The organism is Pirellulales bacterium (assembly GCA_035939775.1).
Lineage (GTDB): Bacteria > Planctomycetota > Planctomycetia > Pirellulales > DATAWG01 > DASZFO01.
The window spans coordinates 19,381-37,658 of record DASZFO010000114.1 but is presented as its reverse complement, the minus strand read 5'-3'; the positions used below and the strand labels follow the sequence as shown (position 1 = coordinate 37,658).

15 protein-coding genes are annotated in these 18,278 nt (G+C 59.3%); 7 read left to right on the top strand and 8 right to left on the bottom strand.

Translation table 11 applies throughout. The features are described from left to right. Positions 1 to 320: 320 nt before the first annotated feature. The 3 genes from lptE to recO form a co-directional block, all read right to left on the bottom strand. The gene (gene lptE / locus VGY55_07425) at positions 321 to 851 is read right to left on the bottom strand and encodes an LPS assembly lipoprotein LptE (protein ID HEV2969804.1); all 531 of its coding nucleotides are present in this window, start codon (positions 849 to 851) and stop codon (positions 321 to 323) included. A gap of 31 nt (positions 852 to 882) precedes the next feature. Then, the gene (gene bamD, locus VGY55_07420) at positions 883 to 2,115 is read right to left on the bottom strand and encodes an outer membrane protein assembly factor BamD (GenBank protein HEV2969803.1); all 1,233 of its coding nucleotides are present in this window, start codon (positions 2,113 to 2,115) and stop codon (positions 883 to 885) included. Between the two features lie 136 nt (positions 2,116 to 2,251). Next, positions 2,252 to 3,013: a DNA repair protein RecO gene (gene recO / locus VGY55_07415; protein ID HEV2969802.1), complete on the bottom strand. Its 762-nt coding sequence runs from the start codon at positions 3,011 to 3,013 to the stop codon at positions 2,252 to 2,254. A 113-nt stretch (positions 3,014 to 3,126) separates the two neighbouring features. Between recO and VGY55_07410 the strand changes: the two genes are divergently transcribed. Genes VGY55_07410 through VGY55_07390 form a run of 5 tightly spaced genes read left to right on the top strand, consistent with a single transcriptional unit; the run spans position 3,127 to position 9,117 of the window. Beyond that, positions 3,127 to 5,010, top strand: coding sequence for a peptide ABC transporter substrate-binding protein (locus tag VGY55_07410; protein ID HEV2969801.1), 1,884 nt, complete (start codon positions 3,127 to 3,129; stop codon positions 5,008 to 5,010). Continuing rightward, positions 5,007 to 5,927, top strand: a complete 921-nt coding sequence (locus VGY55_07405) for an ABC transporter permease subunit (GenBank protein ID HEV2969800.1) — start codon at positions 5,007 to 5,009, stop codon at positions 5,925 to 5,927. Before VGY55_07410 ends, VGY55_07405 begins: the two co-directional genes overlap by 4 nt. Before the next feature lie 4 nt (positions 5,928 to 5,931). After that, entirely contained in the window at positions 5,932 to 7,068 is a 1,137-nt protein-coding gene (locus VGY55_07400; protein HEV2969799.1) for an ABC transporter permease, read from the top strand. Then, positions 7,068 to 8,054, top strand: coding sequence for an ABC transporter ATP-binding protein (locus VGY55_07395; protein ID HEV2969798.1), 987 nt, complete (start codon positions 7,068 to 7,070; stop codon positions 8,052 to 8,054). Before VGY55_07400 ends, VGY55_07395 begins: the two co-directional genes overlap by 1 nt. A 46-nt stretch (positions 8,055 to 8,100) precedes the next feature. Beyond that, entirely contained in the window at positions 8,101 to 9,117 is a 1,017-nt protein-coding gene (locus tag VGY55_07390; protein ID HEV2969797.1) for an oligopeptide/dipeptide ABC transporter ATP-binding protein, read from the top strand. 63 nt (positions 9,118 to 9,180) lie between these two features. On the opposite strand, the gene VGY55_07385 is transcribed toward VGY55_07390, so the two are convergent. The 4 genes from VGY55_07385 to VGY55_07370 form a co-directional block, all read right to left on the bottom strand. Continuing rightward, positions 9,181 to 9,573, bottom strand: coding sequence for a hypothetical protein (locus VGY55_07385; GenBank protein ID HEV2969796.1), 393 nt, complete (start codon positions 9,571 to 9,573; stop codon positions 9,181 to 9,183). A 26-nt stretch (positions 9,574 to 9,599) separates the two neighbouring features. Then, complete coding sequence (locus VGY55_07380) at positions 9,600 to 10,232, bottom strand: non-canonical purine NTP pyrophosphatase (protein HEV2969795.1); 633 nt, start codon at positions 10,230 to 10,232, stop codon at positions 9,600 to 9,602. Continuing rightward, positions 10,232 to 11,428, bottom strand: a complete 1,197-nt coding sequence (locus VGY55_07375) for a hypothetical protein (protein HEV2969794.1) — start codon at positions 11,426 to 11,428, stop codon at positions 10,232 to 10,234. The genes VGY55_07380 and VGY55_07375 overlap by 1 nt, the downstream gene beginning before the upstream one ends. 138 nt (positions 11,429 to 11,566) lie before the next feature. Next, positions 11,567 to 13,819 carry a TlpA disulfide reductase family protein gene (locus VGY55_07370; GenBank protein ID HEV2969793.1) on the bottom strand — a complete coding sequence of 751 codons (2,253 nt, stop codon included), beginning with the start codon at positions 13,817 to 13,819 and terminating at the stop codon, positions 11,567 to 11,569. A 451-nt stretch (positions 13,820 to 14,270) separates the two neighbouring features. Between VGY55_07370 and VGY55_07365 the strand changes: the two genes are divergently transcribed. Next, on the top strand, positions 14,271 to 15,500 hold the full coding sequence (locus tag VGY55_07365; protein HEV2969792.1) for a lactate racemase domain-containing protein: 1,230 nt from the start codon (positions 14,271 to 14,273) through the stop codon (positions 15,498 to 15,500). Positions 15,501 to 15,608: 108 nt separating this feature from the next. After that, the gene (locus VGY55_07360; GenBank protein HEV2969791.1) at positions 15,609 to 16,574 is read left to right on the top strand and encodes a glycine cleavage T C-terminal barrel domain-containing protein; all 966 of its coding nucleotides are present in this window, start codon (positions 15,609 to 15,611) and stop codon (positions 16,572 to 16,574) included. Between the two features lie 28 nt (positions 16,575 to 16,602). Here the strand turns inward: VGY55_07360 and VGY55_07355 are convergent, their stop codons facing one another. Continuing rightward, positions 16,603 to 18,267, bottom strand: a complete 1,665-nt coding sequence (locus VGY55_07355) for an HD-GYP domain-containing protein (GenBank protein HEV2969790.1) — start codon at positions 18,265 to 18,267, stop codon at positions 16,603 to 16,605. Positions 18,268 to 18,278 lie beyond the last annotated feature (11 nt).

Genomic DNA, 18,278 nt, shown 5'->3' with positions numbered 1-18,278 from the left:
CGACCGGGTCCAGATTCTTCCCACCGTCGGAGAAGCTGTCGGGCGTGACATTGACGATGCCCATCAGCAACGGCCGACGTGAAAGCGCGAGAGTCTTCGTGCGAAGCCGCCAATGGTCCGCGCGGGCTGGAAAGCGCGCTGCTGTTGAATTCGGATGAGATGCCATCTGCCAAACTGAATCACGAAGGTCGAATGACGAAGGTCGAAAGTATGCCTAAGCACGAATGACGATGGACCACGGGCAAAGGTTCATTCTACCGCTTCGTCATCCTGGCATTCGTCATTTTTTTGACATTCGTCGTTAGAAATTCGCCGTTCACCTACCACGGCGCTTCCATCAGATCGACGATCTGCTTCGCCAGCCGTTTGATGATCTCCTGCTCGGCAGCTACCGTGGAACCGCCGAACTCCGGAATGATTCGCGCCGTCTGGTTCGTATCGACCATTTCCGGCGGCAGGGGGACTTGTCCATCGCGGACGATATTCCCGCGGCGATCGGCCCAGGAAACTCGGACGATCATCCCCATTTCAATATCGCGGGCTTCGTTATTCGGCTCGCGGAATAGTGCGTGCTTCGTGTCGCCGGTGATTTTGCCAGTAAGCACGCTGTCGGCATTTGGGGTCCCAACGACCTTGAATGGTGTCCGGTTCTCGATCTCTTTGCAGACGGCCTCGGTCAATTGCTCGCCGAGATTAGGGCGAAAGCTCTCCGACTCGAACATTGGCACATAGACGGTGTGGATGTCTGGCGGAAACAGCCCGGCGTTGCCGACGTGATAGCCGGCGCAGCCGGCCAGCAGCGCGAGCAGGCAGATGACGAATGAACAACGAAGAACGAACATGTGGGGCATGTCTGCAATCCGAGTTCTGAACTCGGCCGGGTTAGCGGCGCGCTGATCCGTCCGGCGCCGACTGGCGTGCGATGACGGCGTCCTCATCGCCACCATCGAAGATATCGGCCAGGATCTTGAAGCGGTCGGGAGGAACGTCGGGCAGGGGACCGATCGTGGCCAATCGGGTCTGCGCCGCCTCGGCAAGTTTTGTCTCCGGATATGTTTTAACGATGTCGTTGTAGTAGAGCTTAGCCGAGGCATAGTGCTCGCCCTTTTCGTAGAACTGAGCGACACTCCAATCTCGCAGGGCCTCTTGGGCGTGGATTTCGCCCTTGGAGGTCACGAGTCGATCTCGCTCTGCGCCCAGCTCGCTGCCGAATTGAACCAGCGTTTGATCGATAAGTTTTTCGGCGTCCTTGAGCGGCCGATCGTCGTAGCCTGGTCCCTGATAACGGCGAAGTTTCGTTTGGATGCCCAGCAAGTGGGCCTCCAGTTGATGCTTGCTCTTGGGAAACTCGTTCCGCAATAGCGTGTAAGAATAGTCGGCTTCTTCGTAATGATGTTTGAGAAAGTGCGCGTTCGCCGTGAGCATGACGGCCTCGTCGGCAAACGGTCCGCGAGGATCGTTGATTCGCACCAGGTCGTAGTCGCGGATGGCATTGCCCCAGGTGTCGAACATAGGCCGGGTTTTGTCGAAGAAGTTCGGCGTGAACACGAACTGCGGCTTGAAATTCGCATATTGCTCCCAATAAACGGCGATCACGAACTCGCGGGCTACCGCCATGTTCATGAACCGCGTGTTGGAATACTTCTTGGCCAGTTCGCCATAAGCATCGTTGGCCTTCGAGTATTCGTTGGCGAAGAAAAACGCTTCTCCCTCCGAGAAGAGGGCATTCTCTTCCAACGTTGAATCGGGAAGCCGATCGGCGGCGGCGGCGTATTTGGCGGCGGCGGCGTGGTATTTCTTCTGACGATACAAATCATCTGCCTGGCTGTAATAAAGGCGAGCGACGTTTTCATTAGCGCCGCGGCCGACCGCCGACTTGAACGTCTCCGTGAAATGGTCGAAGGTGAACCGTGCCCAGCCGGTGGGCGGCTCGGGCCGCGGTTCGCCGGATGGAATTATCGAGAGCGGCGCCGGTGGTTCATAAACCACCTCTCCGCTACCGCCAGGAAGCGACGGCTGCCCGGCGGTCGGATTTCCGCCAAATCCGGCGCAGCCGCTGAAGATGATCATGCAGAGGGCTGCAATCGCTGGACAACTTGGCCGGGCGGCTAGCATCCCTATGATCCTTATGCCACGATCGTGTGTTTGTTTGCCGCTCGTCCGGCGTAGGGTGCGTCGAGCGCAGCTCTGACGCACCTCCCAGGCCGACGCGTCAGCGCTATGCTCGACGCACCCTACGATTCCTGCGAACTCACGCAGGCACAACTAATCCAGTCAGATACTCGTGCATCCGCGGTTTATGTCCCAATAGATGCGTCAGATAATGGTTCAGCACCCCCCGCAACTCACCCCCCGTCTTGCGATCGATGGCGAGCTGCCGCCAGCGGTCACCTTTTTCGTCCGCCAGCGCAATCATGGCTCGCAACACTCCCTCCGAGACCGAAACAACTTGTCGTTTTCCGAATTTGCACTCCTTGCACAAGACGCCGCCGGCCAACAACCCAAATGCTACTCGCCCCGCCGCTTCGACCGGCCGGCCACACTCCACGCATACTTCCAACGACGGCAAATGCCCCAGTAGCCTCAATGCGGTGAGTTCAAACCGGACGATCCACGACGCTACGGGTCCCTCGTCCGACAATCCGACCAGCGTGGCTTCCGCCGCGTCGAAAAGCTCTGGATGGGGATCGTAGTCGTCGGTCAGTTCGGAGAGCAACTCAGCTACGTAATAGCCCGCGTAAAGACTTGATAGATCGTGACCGCGGGGGCGGAACCGCCGTTGGAGCTTGGCCTCCGTCAGCAGGTCCAAGGCACCGGATGATTTGCGGAGGAAGACTATTCGACATAGGGCCAGTAGGTCAAGGGCAGACTCGAAAGGGCCTTTGGGCCGCCTGGCCCCTTTGGCCAGTCCCCGTATTTTGCCGAATTCCCGCGTAAACAGGGTCACGACGCTACTGGTCTCACTGAACTCGACGACGTGCAGCACCAAGGCCGTAGCTTTTTCAGACGACATATCCACTAATCATATCCATCGGCGCGGCCGATTGCAGGCGGGATTCGACAGCAGCTAAACTGCATTATCCATAACCCTCCGAAGCAAGCCGTGCTCAAGCACCGCGCTCCGAAATGCCGTTTAACCTCCGCAACTTGATCGCCTGGCTTGCGCTGGCCGCGCTGACGGCTGCAACAGTCTGGGCCATTTCATTTCATCCGGAGCCGCCAGCCGATTTCACGTTCGTGAACCCTTCCGAGATCAAATCGGTCGATCCGGCGATCGTTACTGGGCAGATTGAAGGGCGGATCATCGAGGGCATCTTTGAGGGATTGACCTCTTGGGATCCCAAAACGCTGGGACCGCTCCCAGGCGTCGCCGAACGCTGGGAGATTTCGCCCGACAAGCGGCAATACACTTTTCACCTCCGGGCCGATGCCAAATGGACCGATGGCACTCCGGTCACTGCGCAGGATTTTCTCTGGTCACACCGTCGCACGCTCGATCCGATGACCGGGTCTCAGTACGCATACCAACTTTGGTATGTCAAGAATGCCCGAAAATATAACGCCGGTCGTGTCGCTGCCGGTGATCAGGTGGAAGTCGAGCTGAATGAGCTTCCCGCAAGCGCTCTGCCGTTTGCCCGCGGCGGATTGCTCCAAGGGCGGTTAGCGAAAGTGACGCCGCCGTTTCCGGAGACGCCGCCATCCGATGACGAACCGACGGTGCAGCGGACCTACGTCGTCGAAATCGATGGAAAGAAACGCACGTTCGAGCCGGGGGACGGCCCGAACGGATGCAAACAGGTGCTCTTGGATTTCGCCGAGGTCGGCTGCAAGGTGCTCGACGATCACACTTACCAAATGACGCTCGAAAGCCCGACCGCGTATTTCATGCAACTGACCGGTATGTTTCCGCTCTACCCGGTCAATCCACGCTGCGTGGCGACCTATGGCTTCCCGGCTTGGATCAAGCCCGAGAACATTGTCACGAATGGTCCTTATCGGTTGGAAAGCCGAAGAATCCGGGAACGAACTCGCCTCGTCAAGAACGAAATCTATTGGGATCGAGCCAACGTCAAGCTGAACACGATTGATGCAATTGTCGTGGAGTCCGACACAACTGCCTTGAACCTCTATCTCACAGGCAAGGCCGATTGGATTCAGACCGTTCCGTCTACGATTGTTAAACAACTACTCGAGCAGTATCCCGTCGATTTGCAACCGGAACAGTCGTTTCAGCTCTATTTCTACCGCGTTAACGTTACCAACAAGCGGCGTCCGCTCGACAATGTGCTCGTTCGGAAAGCGCTCGCGCTGGCGATCAATAAACGTGAGATCGTTGATGGCGCGACTCGCGCTGGCGAGGTGCCGGCGCGCAGTCTGGTACCGCCGATCATTAAAAAATACATGCCGTATGAGCCGGCCCTTTGTGGTGAGTATGATCCGAAGGAAGCCCGCAAGCTGTTGGCTCAAGCCGGCTTTCCTGGTGGAACGGGTTTTCCAAAGATTCCCATTCTCTACAATTCCGGAGAGGAAACGCACAAAACGATCGCGGAATTGATCCAGCGGCAGTGGAAAGAGAATCTGGGCATCGACACTGAATTGCAGAACCAGGAGTGGAATGCCTATCTGGCCGCCCAGCAGAACTTGGACTACACGGTCTGCCGGTCGGGCTGGATCGGTGACTACGTCGATCCCAACACGTTCTTGGGTATGTTCATCACGGGTGGCGAAGATAACCAAACGGGGTGGGGCAACAAACGGTACGACGAATTGATCCAGTCCGCAAAGCAAGAGACCGATCGGCAAAAGCGGCTCAAGTTACTGCACGATGCCGAAGCCATCTTGATGGACGAGTTGCCGGTCATTCCGATCTATGTACAAGTGACGAAGAACATGGTGCGGCCCTACGTCCACGGTTTTTACAACACCGTTCTGGACGACCATCCGCTGAAATGGATTTCCGTGGATGCCGCGGCTCGGCAGCGTTTTCTCCAAGCCAAGGGTTTGCAGTGATCTGGTTCATTTGCAAGCGCTTGGTTTGGATGGCGATCACCCTTTGGGTCGTATTCACGATTTCTTTCTTTCTGATGCGGGCGGTGCCCGGCGGCCCGTTTAGCGCGGAGCGGAAATTAGCGCCGGAAATCAAGAAAAACGTGGAGCATCGCTATCATCTCGATGATCCGCTTTGGAAGCAATACGCAGACGAGTTGGTCAACGCCCTACGTTTTGACCTCGGCTACAGCCAACGGTTGGGCGATTTTAGCGTGAACGAGGTGATTGCGGCCGGGTTTCCGAAATCCGCGACGCTCGGGGTGCTGGCGCTCGTTTTCGCCCTCTCGCTGGGATTCGCGGCCGGAGTGGTCTCGGCCGTGCGGCGAGGTTCGTTCTTGGATTTTTCGCTGATGTCGGCGGCCACGATCGGAATTGCTCTGCCGAACTTCGTGATTGCCGGCCTGGCGATCATGCTCTTCGCATTTGTCTGGCCGATCTTTCCCGCGGCGGGATTCGGCACGCTCCGGCAGGTGGTTTTGCCGTCGCTTTGCCTTGGCGCGCCGTATGCCGCGGAGGTTGCCCGGCTCGTCCGTACCGGGATGCTCGACGTCATGGGCCAAGACTACATCCGCACCGCCTACGCCAAAGGCCTGATGACGCGCGCCGTCATCATGCGGCACGCGCTCAAAGGCGCGCTGCTGCCATTGGTCTCGTATCTCGGCCCGGCAATTTCCGGCATTGTCACCGGCTCCATCGTAATTGAAATGATCTTTGCAATTCCGGGACTTGGCTACCATTTTGTTCAAGCTGCGCTCCAGCGCGACTATACGCTCGCAATGGGATTGGTCCTTCTGGATACGGCCTTGCTCGTTGCATTGAACTTGCTGGTGGACGTTGTTTACACGATCTTGGATCCGCGGGTCAAGCTTGACGAATAGAACGATGACTCAACCGGACCGTGACAAGTCGAGCGAATTGGAGCGATATGCCCGCCTGCTGGCCGAGGCCGAGGCGATCCAGGGGACGTCGCTGGCGGCCGATGCCTGGCGGCGGCTGAAGAAGAACCGGATCGCGTTTGCCGCGTTGTGGTTTCTTGGCATCCTTTCGCTCTTGGCCCTGTTGACTCCGCTGCTGCCGCTGCAATCGCCGTTTGCGATCGACATTCAGCAGGCCTATGATCCACCGACGGTCTGGCCGCCGTTCATTGATAGCTTAAGGCTGCCCGGAACCGGCGCGGTCGGTGGAACAGCGACCGAACAGAGGAGTGACTGGATCGATACGCAATTCGGCGACCTCAATCGGGTGAACCGTTGGCTGACCGAGGCACGAGTGAAGCTGTTTGGCGGCTGGTCGATCAATAGTGTATGCGGTCGCGACGAGCTGGGACGCGACGAGCTGGCCAGGCTCTTCTGGGGCGCGCGGATCTCGCTGGCCGTCGGATTGGTGGCAACGCTGGTGTCGCTATTGATCGGCGTCTCCTACGGTGCGGTTTCCGGCTATTGCGGCGGGAGGATCGACAATCTGATGATGCGCATCGTCGATGTCCTTTACTGCGTGCCGTTTATTTTTGTCGTGATCTTTCTGATTACGATTTTGAGTCAGGAGGACATTCAGAAAAAGTTGGAATCGTTTGGGATCGATCGGATCACGGTCTTTTTTCTCGTCGTTGGGGCCATCTATTGGCTGACCATGGCCCGAGTGGTCCGGGGACAAGTGTTGTCGCTGAAGCACGAGCAATTCATCGACGCGGCGCGGACCATCGGGGCCAACCAAGGGCGAATTCTCTATTTGCACATCGTCCCCAATTTGCTCAGCGTGATTATCGTCTACCTGACGCTCACGATTCCGCGGGTGATGCTGTTCGAGGCGTTCTTGTCGTTTCTTGGCCTCGGCGTGCAAGCGCCGAACGTTTCCTGGGGCCTGTTGGCCAACCAAGGATTTCATGTGATTACGCCGGTGAAGATTTTTTGGTGGCTATTTGTGTTTCCTTCGTTGGCGATGGGTTTGACGCTCTTCGCGCTTAATTTCCTCGGCGACGGCTTGCGCGATGCGCTCGATCCTCGGTTGAAGAATAGATGATGCCCGAACCGGTATTAGAAGTTCGCGATCTTCATGTCGAATTCCGCACTGACTCAGGGATAGTGCGCGCGGTCGATGGCGTTTCTTTCGATGTCGGACAGGGTGAAACGCTGGGCATCGTCGGCGAGAGCGGCTCGGGCAAGAGCGTTACCAGCCTGGCGATTATGGGCCTCGTTCCGCGGCCGCCGGGGCATATTAGTGGCGGCCCCGTCTTGTTTCAGGGCAAGAATCTGCTTGCCTTCAACCCCCGACAGCTTGCCGATATCAGGGGCAATCGGATCGCGATGATCTTTCAGGATCCAATGACCTCTCTCAATCCGTTTCTCAGCGTTGCGGAACAGCTCACCGAGGTGACTCGGCTGCACCTCGGCTACAAAAGTCGGCAGGCACTTGACTACGCGGTTGAGATGCTCGAACGCGTCGGGATTCCGGCGGCGGGGCGGCGCGTGTTCGACTATCCGCACCAGTTTTCAGGCGGCATGCGGCAGCGGGTGATGATCGCCATGGCGCTGTCTTGCAAACCGCAATTGCTAATTGCCGACGAGCCGACTACGGCCCTCGACGTGACGATCCAAGCCCAAATTCTGGAGCTGATGGCCGAATTGCAGAAGGCCGAAGGGACGACCATAATCCTCATCACGCACGACCTGGGCGTGGTGGCCAATAGTTGCCGCCGCGTGCTCGTGATGTATGCTGGCCGGTTCGTCGAGGAAGCGCCGGTCGATGAATTGTTCGCTCGGCCCAAGCATCCGTACACCGTAGGCCTTTTGAAATCGATCCCGCGGCTCGACGGCAGCCAGACGACGTTGACGCCCATTCAAGGCCAGCCGCCCGACTTGGCGGCGCTGCCCGCTGGTTGCTACTTCCGCCCACGCTGCCCGAACGCGATCGACCGCTGCACGGCCGAGTATCCGCCCTGGTTTCCCGGCGCGGAAGGCCAGCGCTTCGCATGCTTCAACGAAGTGAAGACCGCCGTAAGAGTTTGACTTCGACATTCTAGAATCCAAAATCGAAAACCCAAAATCAAGACACTTGCCCGCAACCTCCCCAACGCCGCTCTTGGAAGTTCGCGACCTGACCGTGCACTTCCCCTTCGTCCGTGGGCCGATCCTCCGGCGCGAGCACGGCGCCGTGCGGGCCGTCGACGGCGTCAGCTTTACGATCCGCGAGGGGGAAACCCTCGGGCTTGTCGGCGAGTCGGGCTGTGGCAAATCGACGACGGCGCGCGCAATTCTGAATCTTGTGCCGATCACCTCGGGAGAAGTGCTTTGGCAAGGCCGGCGGATCGACCGGCTCGCCGATTCGGGAATGCGCCCCTATCGCCGGCAAATGCAAATGATCTTTCAAGACCCCTTCGCCTCGCTCAACCCGCGAATGACGGTCGGGCGGATCGTCGCCGAGCCGATGAAGATCTTCGGGCTGCACGAGCCGGCGCATCGCAAGCTCGAGGTCATGCGGCTCTTGGACATGGTCGGGCTGAATCCCCGGTTCCTGAATCGCTACCCGCATGAATTCTCCGGTGGTCAGCGGCAGCGGATCGGGATCGCCCGAGCCTTGGCGGTCGATCCGAAACTGATCTTCTGCGATGAACCGGTTTCTGCCCTGGACGTTTCGATCCAGGCCCAAGTGATCAATCTGCTCGTCGAGCTGCAGCGGCGATTGGGACTGGCTTATCTGTTCATCGCTCACGATCTATCGGTCGTGCGGCATATTTCCAACCGCATCGGTGTAATGTATCTCGGACGGATCGTGGAAATGGCCGATGCCGCGGCGCTTTACCGTCAGCCGTTGCATCCCTACACCCAGGCGCTGCTGTCGGCGATTCCGATTCCAGATCCGAAAATCGAGCGCGAGCGGCGGCGAACCATTCTCACCGGCGACGTGCCCTCGCCCGACCGCGTCTATCCCGGCTGCCGCTTCGCGGATCGCTGCCCAATCGCCGAGCCGCGTTGCAGAAGCACGTCACCGGAGCTGGAAGGCCCCGAGCACGGGGTCGCTTGCCTCGTAGCAAGCGATCAACGGGCATTAAAGATCGCCGCCGCGCCCTGACGCGCGTGGCAGAGCCGACTCGGCGTTCAAGCGGGAAGGCAACGGCGCTTAACGACTAGCGGTTCACGCGGCAGGATGGTCGCCCATGGCGATCGATTCGGGATGCCTGCCGTCGATCGCCCGCATCAGCACCCCGCGGGCGACGAGCATCAGGAATCCGAGAATGATACCGGGAAATACAACGGACGCTCCGAGGATCACGCCAAAATGATCGCGCATCAACATGAGCATCGGCGGCTCCGTGCTCGGTGGAAGGACTCGTTCGACCGGTCCGTTGATACCGTCCTGCTTGGATGCCGCTTCGCGCCAATCTTGCCACGATTGTTCGTCCTTGGCGATTCCCTTGGCGTCAGCAAGCATCTGGTTGCGAACGTGGACAGTGTAAATGGCGATCGCTCCGATCGCCGTCAAGTAAATGACTATCCAGAACCACGCCGAGGCCAGGTTTCGTCGCATGGTGTCATTCTCGCATGGCAATCGCGTTAGTGCCATTCCCCACTATCGACCAACCGGGTCATCGCCGGGATCAGCGCCCGAATCGCTCGGGCGCGGTGACTCAGGCAGGCTTTGACCACCCGGCCGAGTTCGCCGAACGTGCGATGGTATTCTACGATCTCAAAGAGTGGATCGTAACCAAAACCGCCCGTGCCCGCGGAGGTGAAGCGGATTCGGCCGTGGCATTCACCCTCGCTCTCGCCACGGATCACTCCGCTGGGGTCCGAGAGCACCGCATGGCACACGTAGTGGGCCGTCCGCAGCTCCAAAGCTGTTTCGGTAATACGTTGGAGCAGCAAGCGATTATTGGAGTCGTCTGTGGCTCCCGGCCCCGAGAATCGTGCCGAGTAGACGCCCGGTTGGCCGCCGAGAGCGTCGACTGCCAGGCCGCTGTCTTCGCCGAGAACCCATCGCCCAAGATGCTGAGCCTGCTTACAAGCTTTTAGCGCCGCGTTGGCCGCGAAAGTGTCGCCGTCCTCCGGGACATCGATCGCCTGGGGCAAATTAGCGAGCGTGTGTAGCTCGATTCCCCAGGGAGCGAGCAAATCGGCGAGTTCTTCCCCCTTTTTGCGGTTTCGCGTTCCGAGCACCAGCGAGGCCATAGCCGCCAAGTTTAGCATTAACGAAATAATGATGTTTGCTGATAGTCGGTGCTGATCGAACGGCGGGGGACCTCGACCGGGACCGGCTGCACGTCGAGCAGGACCGATTTCTTCTCTTTGTCGATCGTCACGGCGATTGATTTTTGCCCCAGCCCGCCCGCTCCGCCGTCGGCCACCATCGCTTTCGGATCGGGACCGTAGGTCCGCATGATCTCGTAAATATTCGGATTAATCTCAGTCTTGCCGTCCGATCGCGGTGTGCCGACCGAATTGAAGCTGCCAACGGTGACGATGCTCGAGTATCGATCGTGAAACTCGTAGGCTTCGACCCCGGTTTTGCGCAGCGCTTCCGTCAGGGCATGAGCTTTCTTCGTAGCGTATACGAGTGGATCGGTCTCGTCCACTTTGTCGTGCGGCATGATGTCCTTGCCGTGCTCGATATCGGTGATCTTGCGCTGATCGATCACGATCTTGCCGGTGAACGTGGCGATCTTGACGCTGAAGCGGCCTTTGCAATCGAGCAAGCTGTAGTCGTTGCCCTTATTCAGATCGAGCACGAATTTGTCGATTCCGGCCTTCGGGGCGAAATACTCCTTCGGCAACAGCGGATTGGTGGTCATGAAGGCGCTAGCCAACGGGCCGCCGCTTTTCATCGTACCGCCGGTAAACATCTGCTGCGACATCCGCCGCAATTCGGCGAAGGAATTGCCCGATCCCTTCGCGCTGGATGTCTTCAAACAGTCCGGTTCGGCATGCTTGAGCATGGCGAGATTCCTCTGCCCCTCGGGATCATCAATGCCGCGGTAATCACCCACAAGGACCGCGACTTCCTCGAATTTCTCGCGGTTTGCGTAGTGCATGTTCTTGGGCGTGCCATCGGGGTTTACCCCGACGCCTTGCACTTCCTTCGTGTAATCGTATGTCTGCCGGTGCGTGTAGGCATTCAGCTTGTAGTGCTTGCGGAGTTCGAAAACCATCTGACTCGCCTGCTCCCCGGCTTTTTCGCCACGAAAGGTCGTGGCCATGATCATCCACGGGCCGTTGGCGTCGCTGAGCGCGTAGGCCTTGCTCGGGTCTGCATCGACCTTCTTGACCATGAAGATTTGCCACGGCGGATTGGCGTCCGCGTCGGGGCCAATCATGTTCCAGGCAAACGCCACGGCCAGAAGAATTGAGCAGGCGATGGCAGACGTGGCGTACGAACGGATGCGCATGGCGACTCCGGCCTTAAATGGAGACGAATTGGAACGATTCGGATCGAGGGCCGGGAATCAGAACGGCTCGAGGCCCCCAAAAGCGGGCGGGAGTCTAACAAACCGCGTCTGGGCGTACCAGAGCGGTCAACAGAGTTCCTATTTCGCCTCGACGCGCCAGGCTTCCAATGCCTTCGCCGTGGAAACAAGCAATCGCCGCTCGTCGCCGAACCGAACGCCGGCCAGGCCGGTGGCCGCCGAGCCGTAGTGAAAATGATCGAGCGGCGTGCCGTCGCCGGCCACGAAATGGATCGATCCGTCGGCTCCAGCCATTAGCCAATGGCGTTTATCCGCCACCAGATCGGCGGCCGTCAGGCGTTCGACAGGCGTGCGAAAGATTCCACGCGGCAACACATAACGCCATTGATCTTCGCCATGCGGACCCACTCCGATAGCTAACGGCGTTCCGTCGGCATTGCTGGCGATCGCACAAATCGATTTTTGGCCGTCGCGACCCAACTCGGCCGCCAACGCCGTCTCCAGCATCGCACCGGGGATGCTCCATTCCGGAAGCGCCGCGCCAGTGGAGTCGATCGGCACGAGCGAGCCACGGCTATTCGTGCAAAGCAGGTTGTGTATCCCCTTCGAATCGCTCCCGCTTTGCGTCATCGAGAGCACGAATTCCATCGAGCGATTCGTCCAAAGTCGCTTCCCTTCGAGCGAAACTGCCTGCACGCCGACGAGCCCCCAATAGCCGACGGCCAACTGCGGAGTGCCTGTCTCCTCGAGATCGATGAACTGGACGTCGCCGATCCCCGCATGCTTTCCCTGCTCGAGGCTGGGAAAACCTAGTACGAGCTTCCAATTGGCGTCGAATAGAAAGAGTTGCTGTTGGCCACTGCCTGAACCGGCGTAGTAGCGTTGCCCCTTTCGGTCCACCGCGGTGCGCAGATAGCTTATGACCGCCTGCTCCGGAATCTCCAATTCGCGTCGAGCAACGATTTTGCCCTCGTGGTTTAGCTCGACGACCGTTCGCGGGCCATCCATTACAAACACTTTGGGTTCCACACCCGCCGATTCGACGATAAGAAAGTTGCCCGGCGCTTTGAGTCCGGCGACATCCCATGTCTTCGAGAGCTTGAGCGATTTCGGCTCGTCGCGTGGAGGAATCTTGGTTGCCGGTAAATCTTCGAGTGTGGTAAACGGGGCAGGCGGCTCTTGGGCCTTCCGCTCGTAATCGGCCAAACGCTGCTCGCCGCGCGCCTTGGCTTCCTGCCATGTCGATTTGCCGGCCAAGATCGCGTCGATCTCGTCAGGCAATTCCGTCGTCAGCGCCGGGTTCCAACCGACTTCGTTGTATTGGACCGTGCCGTCCGGACCGACGACGAACAAGGCCGGCGTCGCCAATCCATGAAATGCCGTTTGGAAATCGTCGGCCGTGTCGCGTGCGATGGGGATTCCGGCACCCCATGCCGCCGCCGTCTCTTGAATCTTTGCGTCGTCGACTTCCGGCCGATCGACGCTCACTCCAAGAATCGCGACGCGATCTGAATTCTTGTACTTTTCACGCACCTTGGCGAGCTGAGGGAAGGTTTCGCGACACGGACCGCAGCCGGTGAACCAGAACTCGAGCACCGTGACTTTGCCGGCCGACGATTGGCTCGACGTCGGGCCGCCGTTGATGCCCGAAAACTTGAATTCGCCAATCGGCTTGCCAAGCATGTCGGAAACGGGATGCGGAGGCCGCAACAGTTGTTTGACGAGCTTCGCGTCGGAGGGAACCTCGAACTGGAAGGCAACGTCTGGCACCGGCTCATTGAGGCGAGCGCCCAGCAATTCGAGCGTAACGGCCACACGCTTGACGGGTCCCTCCGCCGCTTCCATCTGTCGGCGGAGCATGTCGGTCGGCAGTTCGACGAGCCTCAACACATACGAGTGAGCGTCGATCCAATAGATTCGGCCACCATCGGGCGCCTCCACTTTCACGCGCAGACATTTGTGTCCGTCAAACGTGTCGGACGGCAGATCCGATAGGGAGCTGCCCTCCGGCGCCAGCGCCTGGAGCGAATCCTCGTCGAGCAGTAGCGCAAGCTGAATCGGAAAGCCCCCGAGGCCGCGGGACAAACTATCATCAAACGCGTCGCCAAGATACAAATTGCTGATGCCCAGCCTCGCCGGAGCATCAAGTTCGAGCACCTGTCGCGGAACCGAGCTGACAGCGGCCCGGATCTTCCCGCCATCGGCGACCATCATCGCATCAAGACATTGGATGCGAACTTTGTTTGGCCGGACAAACGAAACCGACGCGTTTAGCGGCTCGGTATCGCCACTATTCTGTCCCTCGCGGTCGATCACGATCCGCAATTGGGCGGCATCTGCGTAGGTGCTCGCATCGCGGTATGCGCGAATCATTCGGTTGAGGATTTCATTTGCCTTAAGCGGCGGCTGTTCCGAATCACCCGGCCGAGCCGTCACAGCGGAAGAATCGCCTGTCGTACCATGACTGCCGGAGTCAACCGTCGTAGAACGCTCGTGCGATTCCGACCTCTGGCAACCGATTTCGATCGAGGCGAGACCGATCAACACACATGCCGCGGAGATCGGTAACGCGAGTTCCGCACATTTCGACTTGCAAGCACGATTGGCCGCCATGAAAAGATGCCTCGCTTGATAGCAACAGAAAACCGTGCCCCGACAACGCGAATTGGCATGATTATCGAGAACTTGGCCCGGTGCGTAAAGCTCGGCTTCGGGGCCAATGGCAGTTCGGCGGTCGCTTGACCCGTGCGCTGATCGCGACATAAGATGCCAAGACGTTTGGCCAGCCATCCCAAAGCTCCATGTTTGACAATTCCGTCCGATGATGTCGATCTTGCGATACGGCGCCGATTCAACTTTGAAACTCGATATCGAACCCGCCGCGCTCTTGGCCGAATGCCACGCTCCGCGGGGAGTCGCCGTGGCGGATCCGGCGGCCGTCGTCTCGGCCGCGCTTGCCGATCCGCTCGATTTCCCTCCACTTCGACGGGCCGTGATACCGGGAGATCGAGTCGTCTTGGCCTTGGAGCCGGAATTGCCGCAGGCGCCTGCACTCGTGTCGTCGGTCATATCGACGCTGTTGGAGGCGGGAGCGGCCGCCGCGGATATTTGCGTTTTGCAGTCGCGAGGCGGCCACAGCGTGACGGCCGATTCATTGCGTTTCCGGCTCCCTGCCGAATGCACTGAAAAAATCGATTTCGTCGGCCACGACCCTCGTGATCGAGGTCAGCTTAGCTATCTCGCGGCCAATGAAGACGGGGAGCCGATCTACGTCAACCGGCGGCTTTTCGACGCCGATGTCGTATTGCCGATTGGCTGCCTGCGCCTTGCAACAACTCCCGACTATTTTGGCATAAACGCCGCGGTTTATCCGACGTTTTCGGACGCGGCAACACTGGATCGCTTTCGTGCGACGGTCGCCGCGTGTGAACCGAATGGAATTGCGCGGCGGCGGCACGAAGCGAATGACGTTGCCTGGCGGCTCGGAATCATGTTGACGGTCCAAATCGTGCCCGCGGCGGCGGGGGGAGTGCTGCACGTTCTCGCCGGCAGTTTGGAATCGGTCGAGCGTCGGGGGAGCGAACTGTGCAAGTCGGCTTGGGATTTTGAGGTGCCGCGGCGGGCCGATCTGATCGTCGCCGCGATCGAAGGCGTCGATCAACAAACATGGGAAAACTTCGGTCGTGCCGTCGCAGCGGCCTCTCGCGCGGTTGCGGACGACGGTGCGATTGCCATCTGTACTGAACTGGATACAGAACCTGGACCGGCACTGGAATGGCTCGGACGCGCCCGCGATCTGCCCGACGCTTTGCGACATATCCGCCGGCAGCACACGGCCGACGCTCCGGCTGCCCATGAGTTGGCCCAAGCGCTTAAGCGCGGACGAGTGTATCTCATGAGCCGGCTGGACGAATCCGTGGTGGAAAACTTGGGAATGGCGCCGGTCGCGGTTGAGGCCGATATTGGTCGCCTCGCTCGACGTTATCGCTCGTGCGTTCTGTTGGCGAATGCCCAGTATGCCCAACCGACGCCTCTCGAAGAATCGTCGAAATAACCTCGGTAGCGATGAGCGATTTGGACTTTGAGCATTCCGTTGCGAAGTTCCGCCTTTAAAACACACCGCGGTGAAGGCCTTGATCCCGAATCCGCATCGGCAAAAACTATGCCTACCGCCGATCCTGAATACTCCGCGCTGACCTCGGGCGCCGGTCTCGTCGATGTTAGCGGCCGCACGCAGATCGAATTGACCGGCGACGATCTAGCGACATTCCTGCACAGTTTCACGACGAACGACATCCGCGGATTGCGACCCGGTAAGGGCTGCGAAGCGTTTGCACTGGATGCTCGCGGTCATGTGCTCGGCCATCTGTTAGTGTTTTGCACCCCGCATTCATTGGTTGTCGACACGGTGCCGGAACAGGGCGAAAAGCTGATCCGGCACCTCGAGCGTTATTTGATTCGAGAGCAAGTCGAAATCCACGATCGAACAGATGAATGGGGCGAGCTGCTTCTGGCCGGGTCCGAGGCGGAACAATTGCTGCATGACGCGGCAGTGACGGTGCCGGCCGGCCGGCTTGAGCATGAACAAGCCCAACTCGCCTGGCAAACCGTTTGGATTCGGCGCGTCGATATGGCTGGGCCGAGGAGCTTCCTAATCGCGGGAGAGCGCGGCGCGATTGACGCGCTTGTTATCGCGCTTGCTGCCGAGGGAGCGACGCCCTGCACTCTCCAGACCTTCGAGACGGTCCGCATTGAGGCCAGTTTTCCCTGGTACGGCCGCGACATCACTGACAAGAATCTTGCTCAAGAAGTCAATCGCGATCGATTGGCGATCAGTCTCACCAAGGGATGTTATTTGGGACAGGAGACGGTTGCCCGAATCGATGCACTCGGGCACGTTAACAAGACCCTGCAAAGCGTGCGGTTTTCGGGCGGCACTGTCCCTCCGGCTGGCAGCGAGCTGCGCTGCGGCCAATCGCAATCCGGGGAAGTGACGTCGGCGACTTATTCGCCGCATTTGAACGCCCCGCTCGGACTGGCATATATTCGCCGCGGCCTCGAAGCGATTGGCACAAAGCTCGATTCCGACTATGGCGAAGCAGAAGTCATCGCTCGACCGCTTGGCTGAGCTGACGGGAAACGCGGGAATGGCCCACTCACGACAAATGCAATATCTCGTCGTTCACCGGCTCGTTCTCAGGTTCGCGGCGGACGAATTGACGAATCCCGTCGCGGATGCGAAAGAACGCGTCGACGACCCGTGCGTCCCACTGTGAGCCGGCCCCGCGACGCAGGATCTCATCGAGCCGCTCGTCGGACATCCCCTTGCGATACGGTCGATCGCTCGACATGGCATCGAAGGCGTCGGCCACTGCGACGATCCGAGCCAAATAGGGAATCTGCTCGCCTGCCAAGCGCAGCGGATAGCCAGCGCCGTTCCAAGCCTCATGGTGATGCCGGACGACAGGGAGCACGTCGCCCAGTTGTTTCAGGTCGCAAAGGATCTTGTAACCGATCTCCGTATGGAGCTTGATATGCTCATATTCGGCATCCGTGAGCTTGCTCGTCTTGCGTAGGACGTTGTCGTTGATCCCGATCTTGCCGATATCGTGCAAAAGGCCCGAGAGGTAGATCGTTTCTAGTTGCTTTCGGTCGCACCCCAATTCCGTTGCCAGGGCAACCGCGATGCGAGCGACGCGATCACTGTGACCGCAGGTGTAGGGGTCCTTGGCGTCGATGGCCGATGTAAGCGCTCGCACCATGCTCTCAAGGAATTCGGCCTGCTGACCGTATAGATCTCGATTGCTTGCGTGGACGGCGAGGATCGCGCTCACGCTCCCGAGCAAGTTGGCCTCGGGCGAACCAAATTCGCCGCCATTGCGATGATCAAATGCCCCGAGCCAGCCGAACAAATGTTGCCCGTCGAACAGCGGCACCAGGACCGCTTGACGCATTTGGGGAAATCGGTCGCGCAGCTCGAACGACGACGGGGAATTGATCACCAGCGCTCGAGCGTCCGAGTCGAGGCCGAGTTCGTCGATCACGGCGCGAAAACCCGCTGCGCCAAACGGGCAATCCCCGCGCGTCAGGAAGATCGATTCGCTTCGGCCCGATTGTGGTGAACCGTTTGCGCCGCGGACAGGAAAAAGCTCGATCGCCAGCGACTGGGCGGGAACCGCTTCGCCGAGCCATTCGAGCGCCAATCGAGCCAGATTCTCGTTGCTTTCCGAAATCCGCAAATGCTGCGTAAGTCGGTGGAGCAGGCTAATCTCTTCGTACATCGCCGAGATGGTCGCCGACAACTCGTGATCCTCGGTCGCGAGAATCTGCACCTTTAGCTCGGCCGCCAATCGGGCTTGAATCGATTCGGCGAGGGCGAGCAACCGTGACGGCTGCCATGGGATTTGTCGCGCGGCCCATTGGCGGATCTCCGCCCGCGACCAGCCGAGCACTTGCTCAACGCGAGCAATGTCGGCATCGGCATCGAGGCGATGCGACAAGAATACCCCTACCGCGACATACCGATGATCGAGTCCGCCGGGGATCGGAATTGCCAACGCCAGAAGCGGTTCATCGCAGACGAGGAATTCGGGGCGCTCCCAGTTCGACGCCTCGCGGCAAAGATCGCCCCAATATGCAGGAAGACTTGGCAGCCGCCCACTTCCGGGCTCCACGATGACATCGGCCACCGTGTCGAATACCTTCAGGTCGGTCTCGAACCACTTTTCCAATTCCGCGTGAATCGCAATCAATCGCGGCGCGAGCGTCCGCCTCAGGAGCGAATCGGCCGACTTATCAACTAGCGAAGGCGTACTGGACATGGAATACGGGA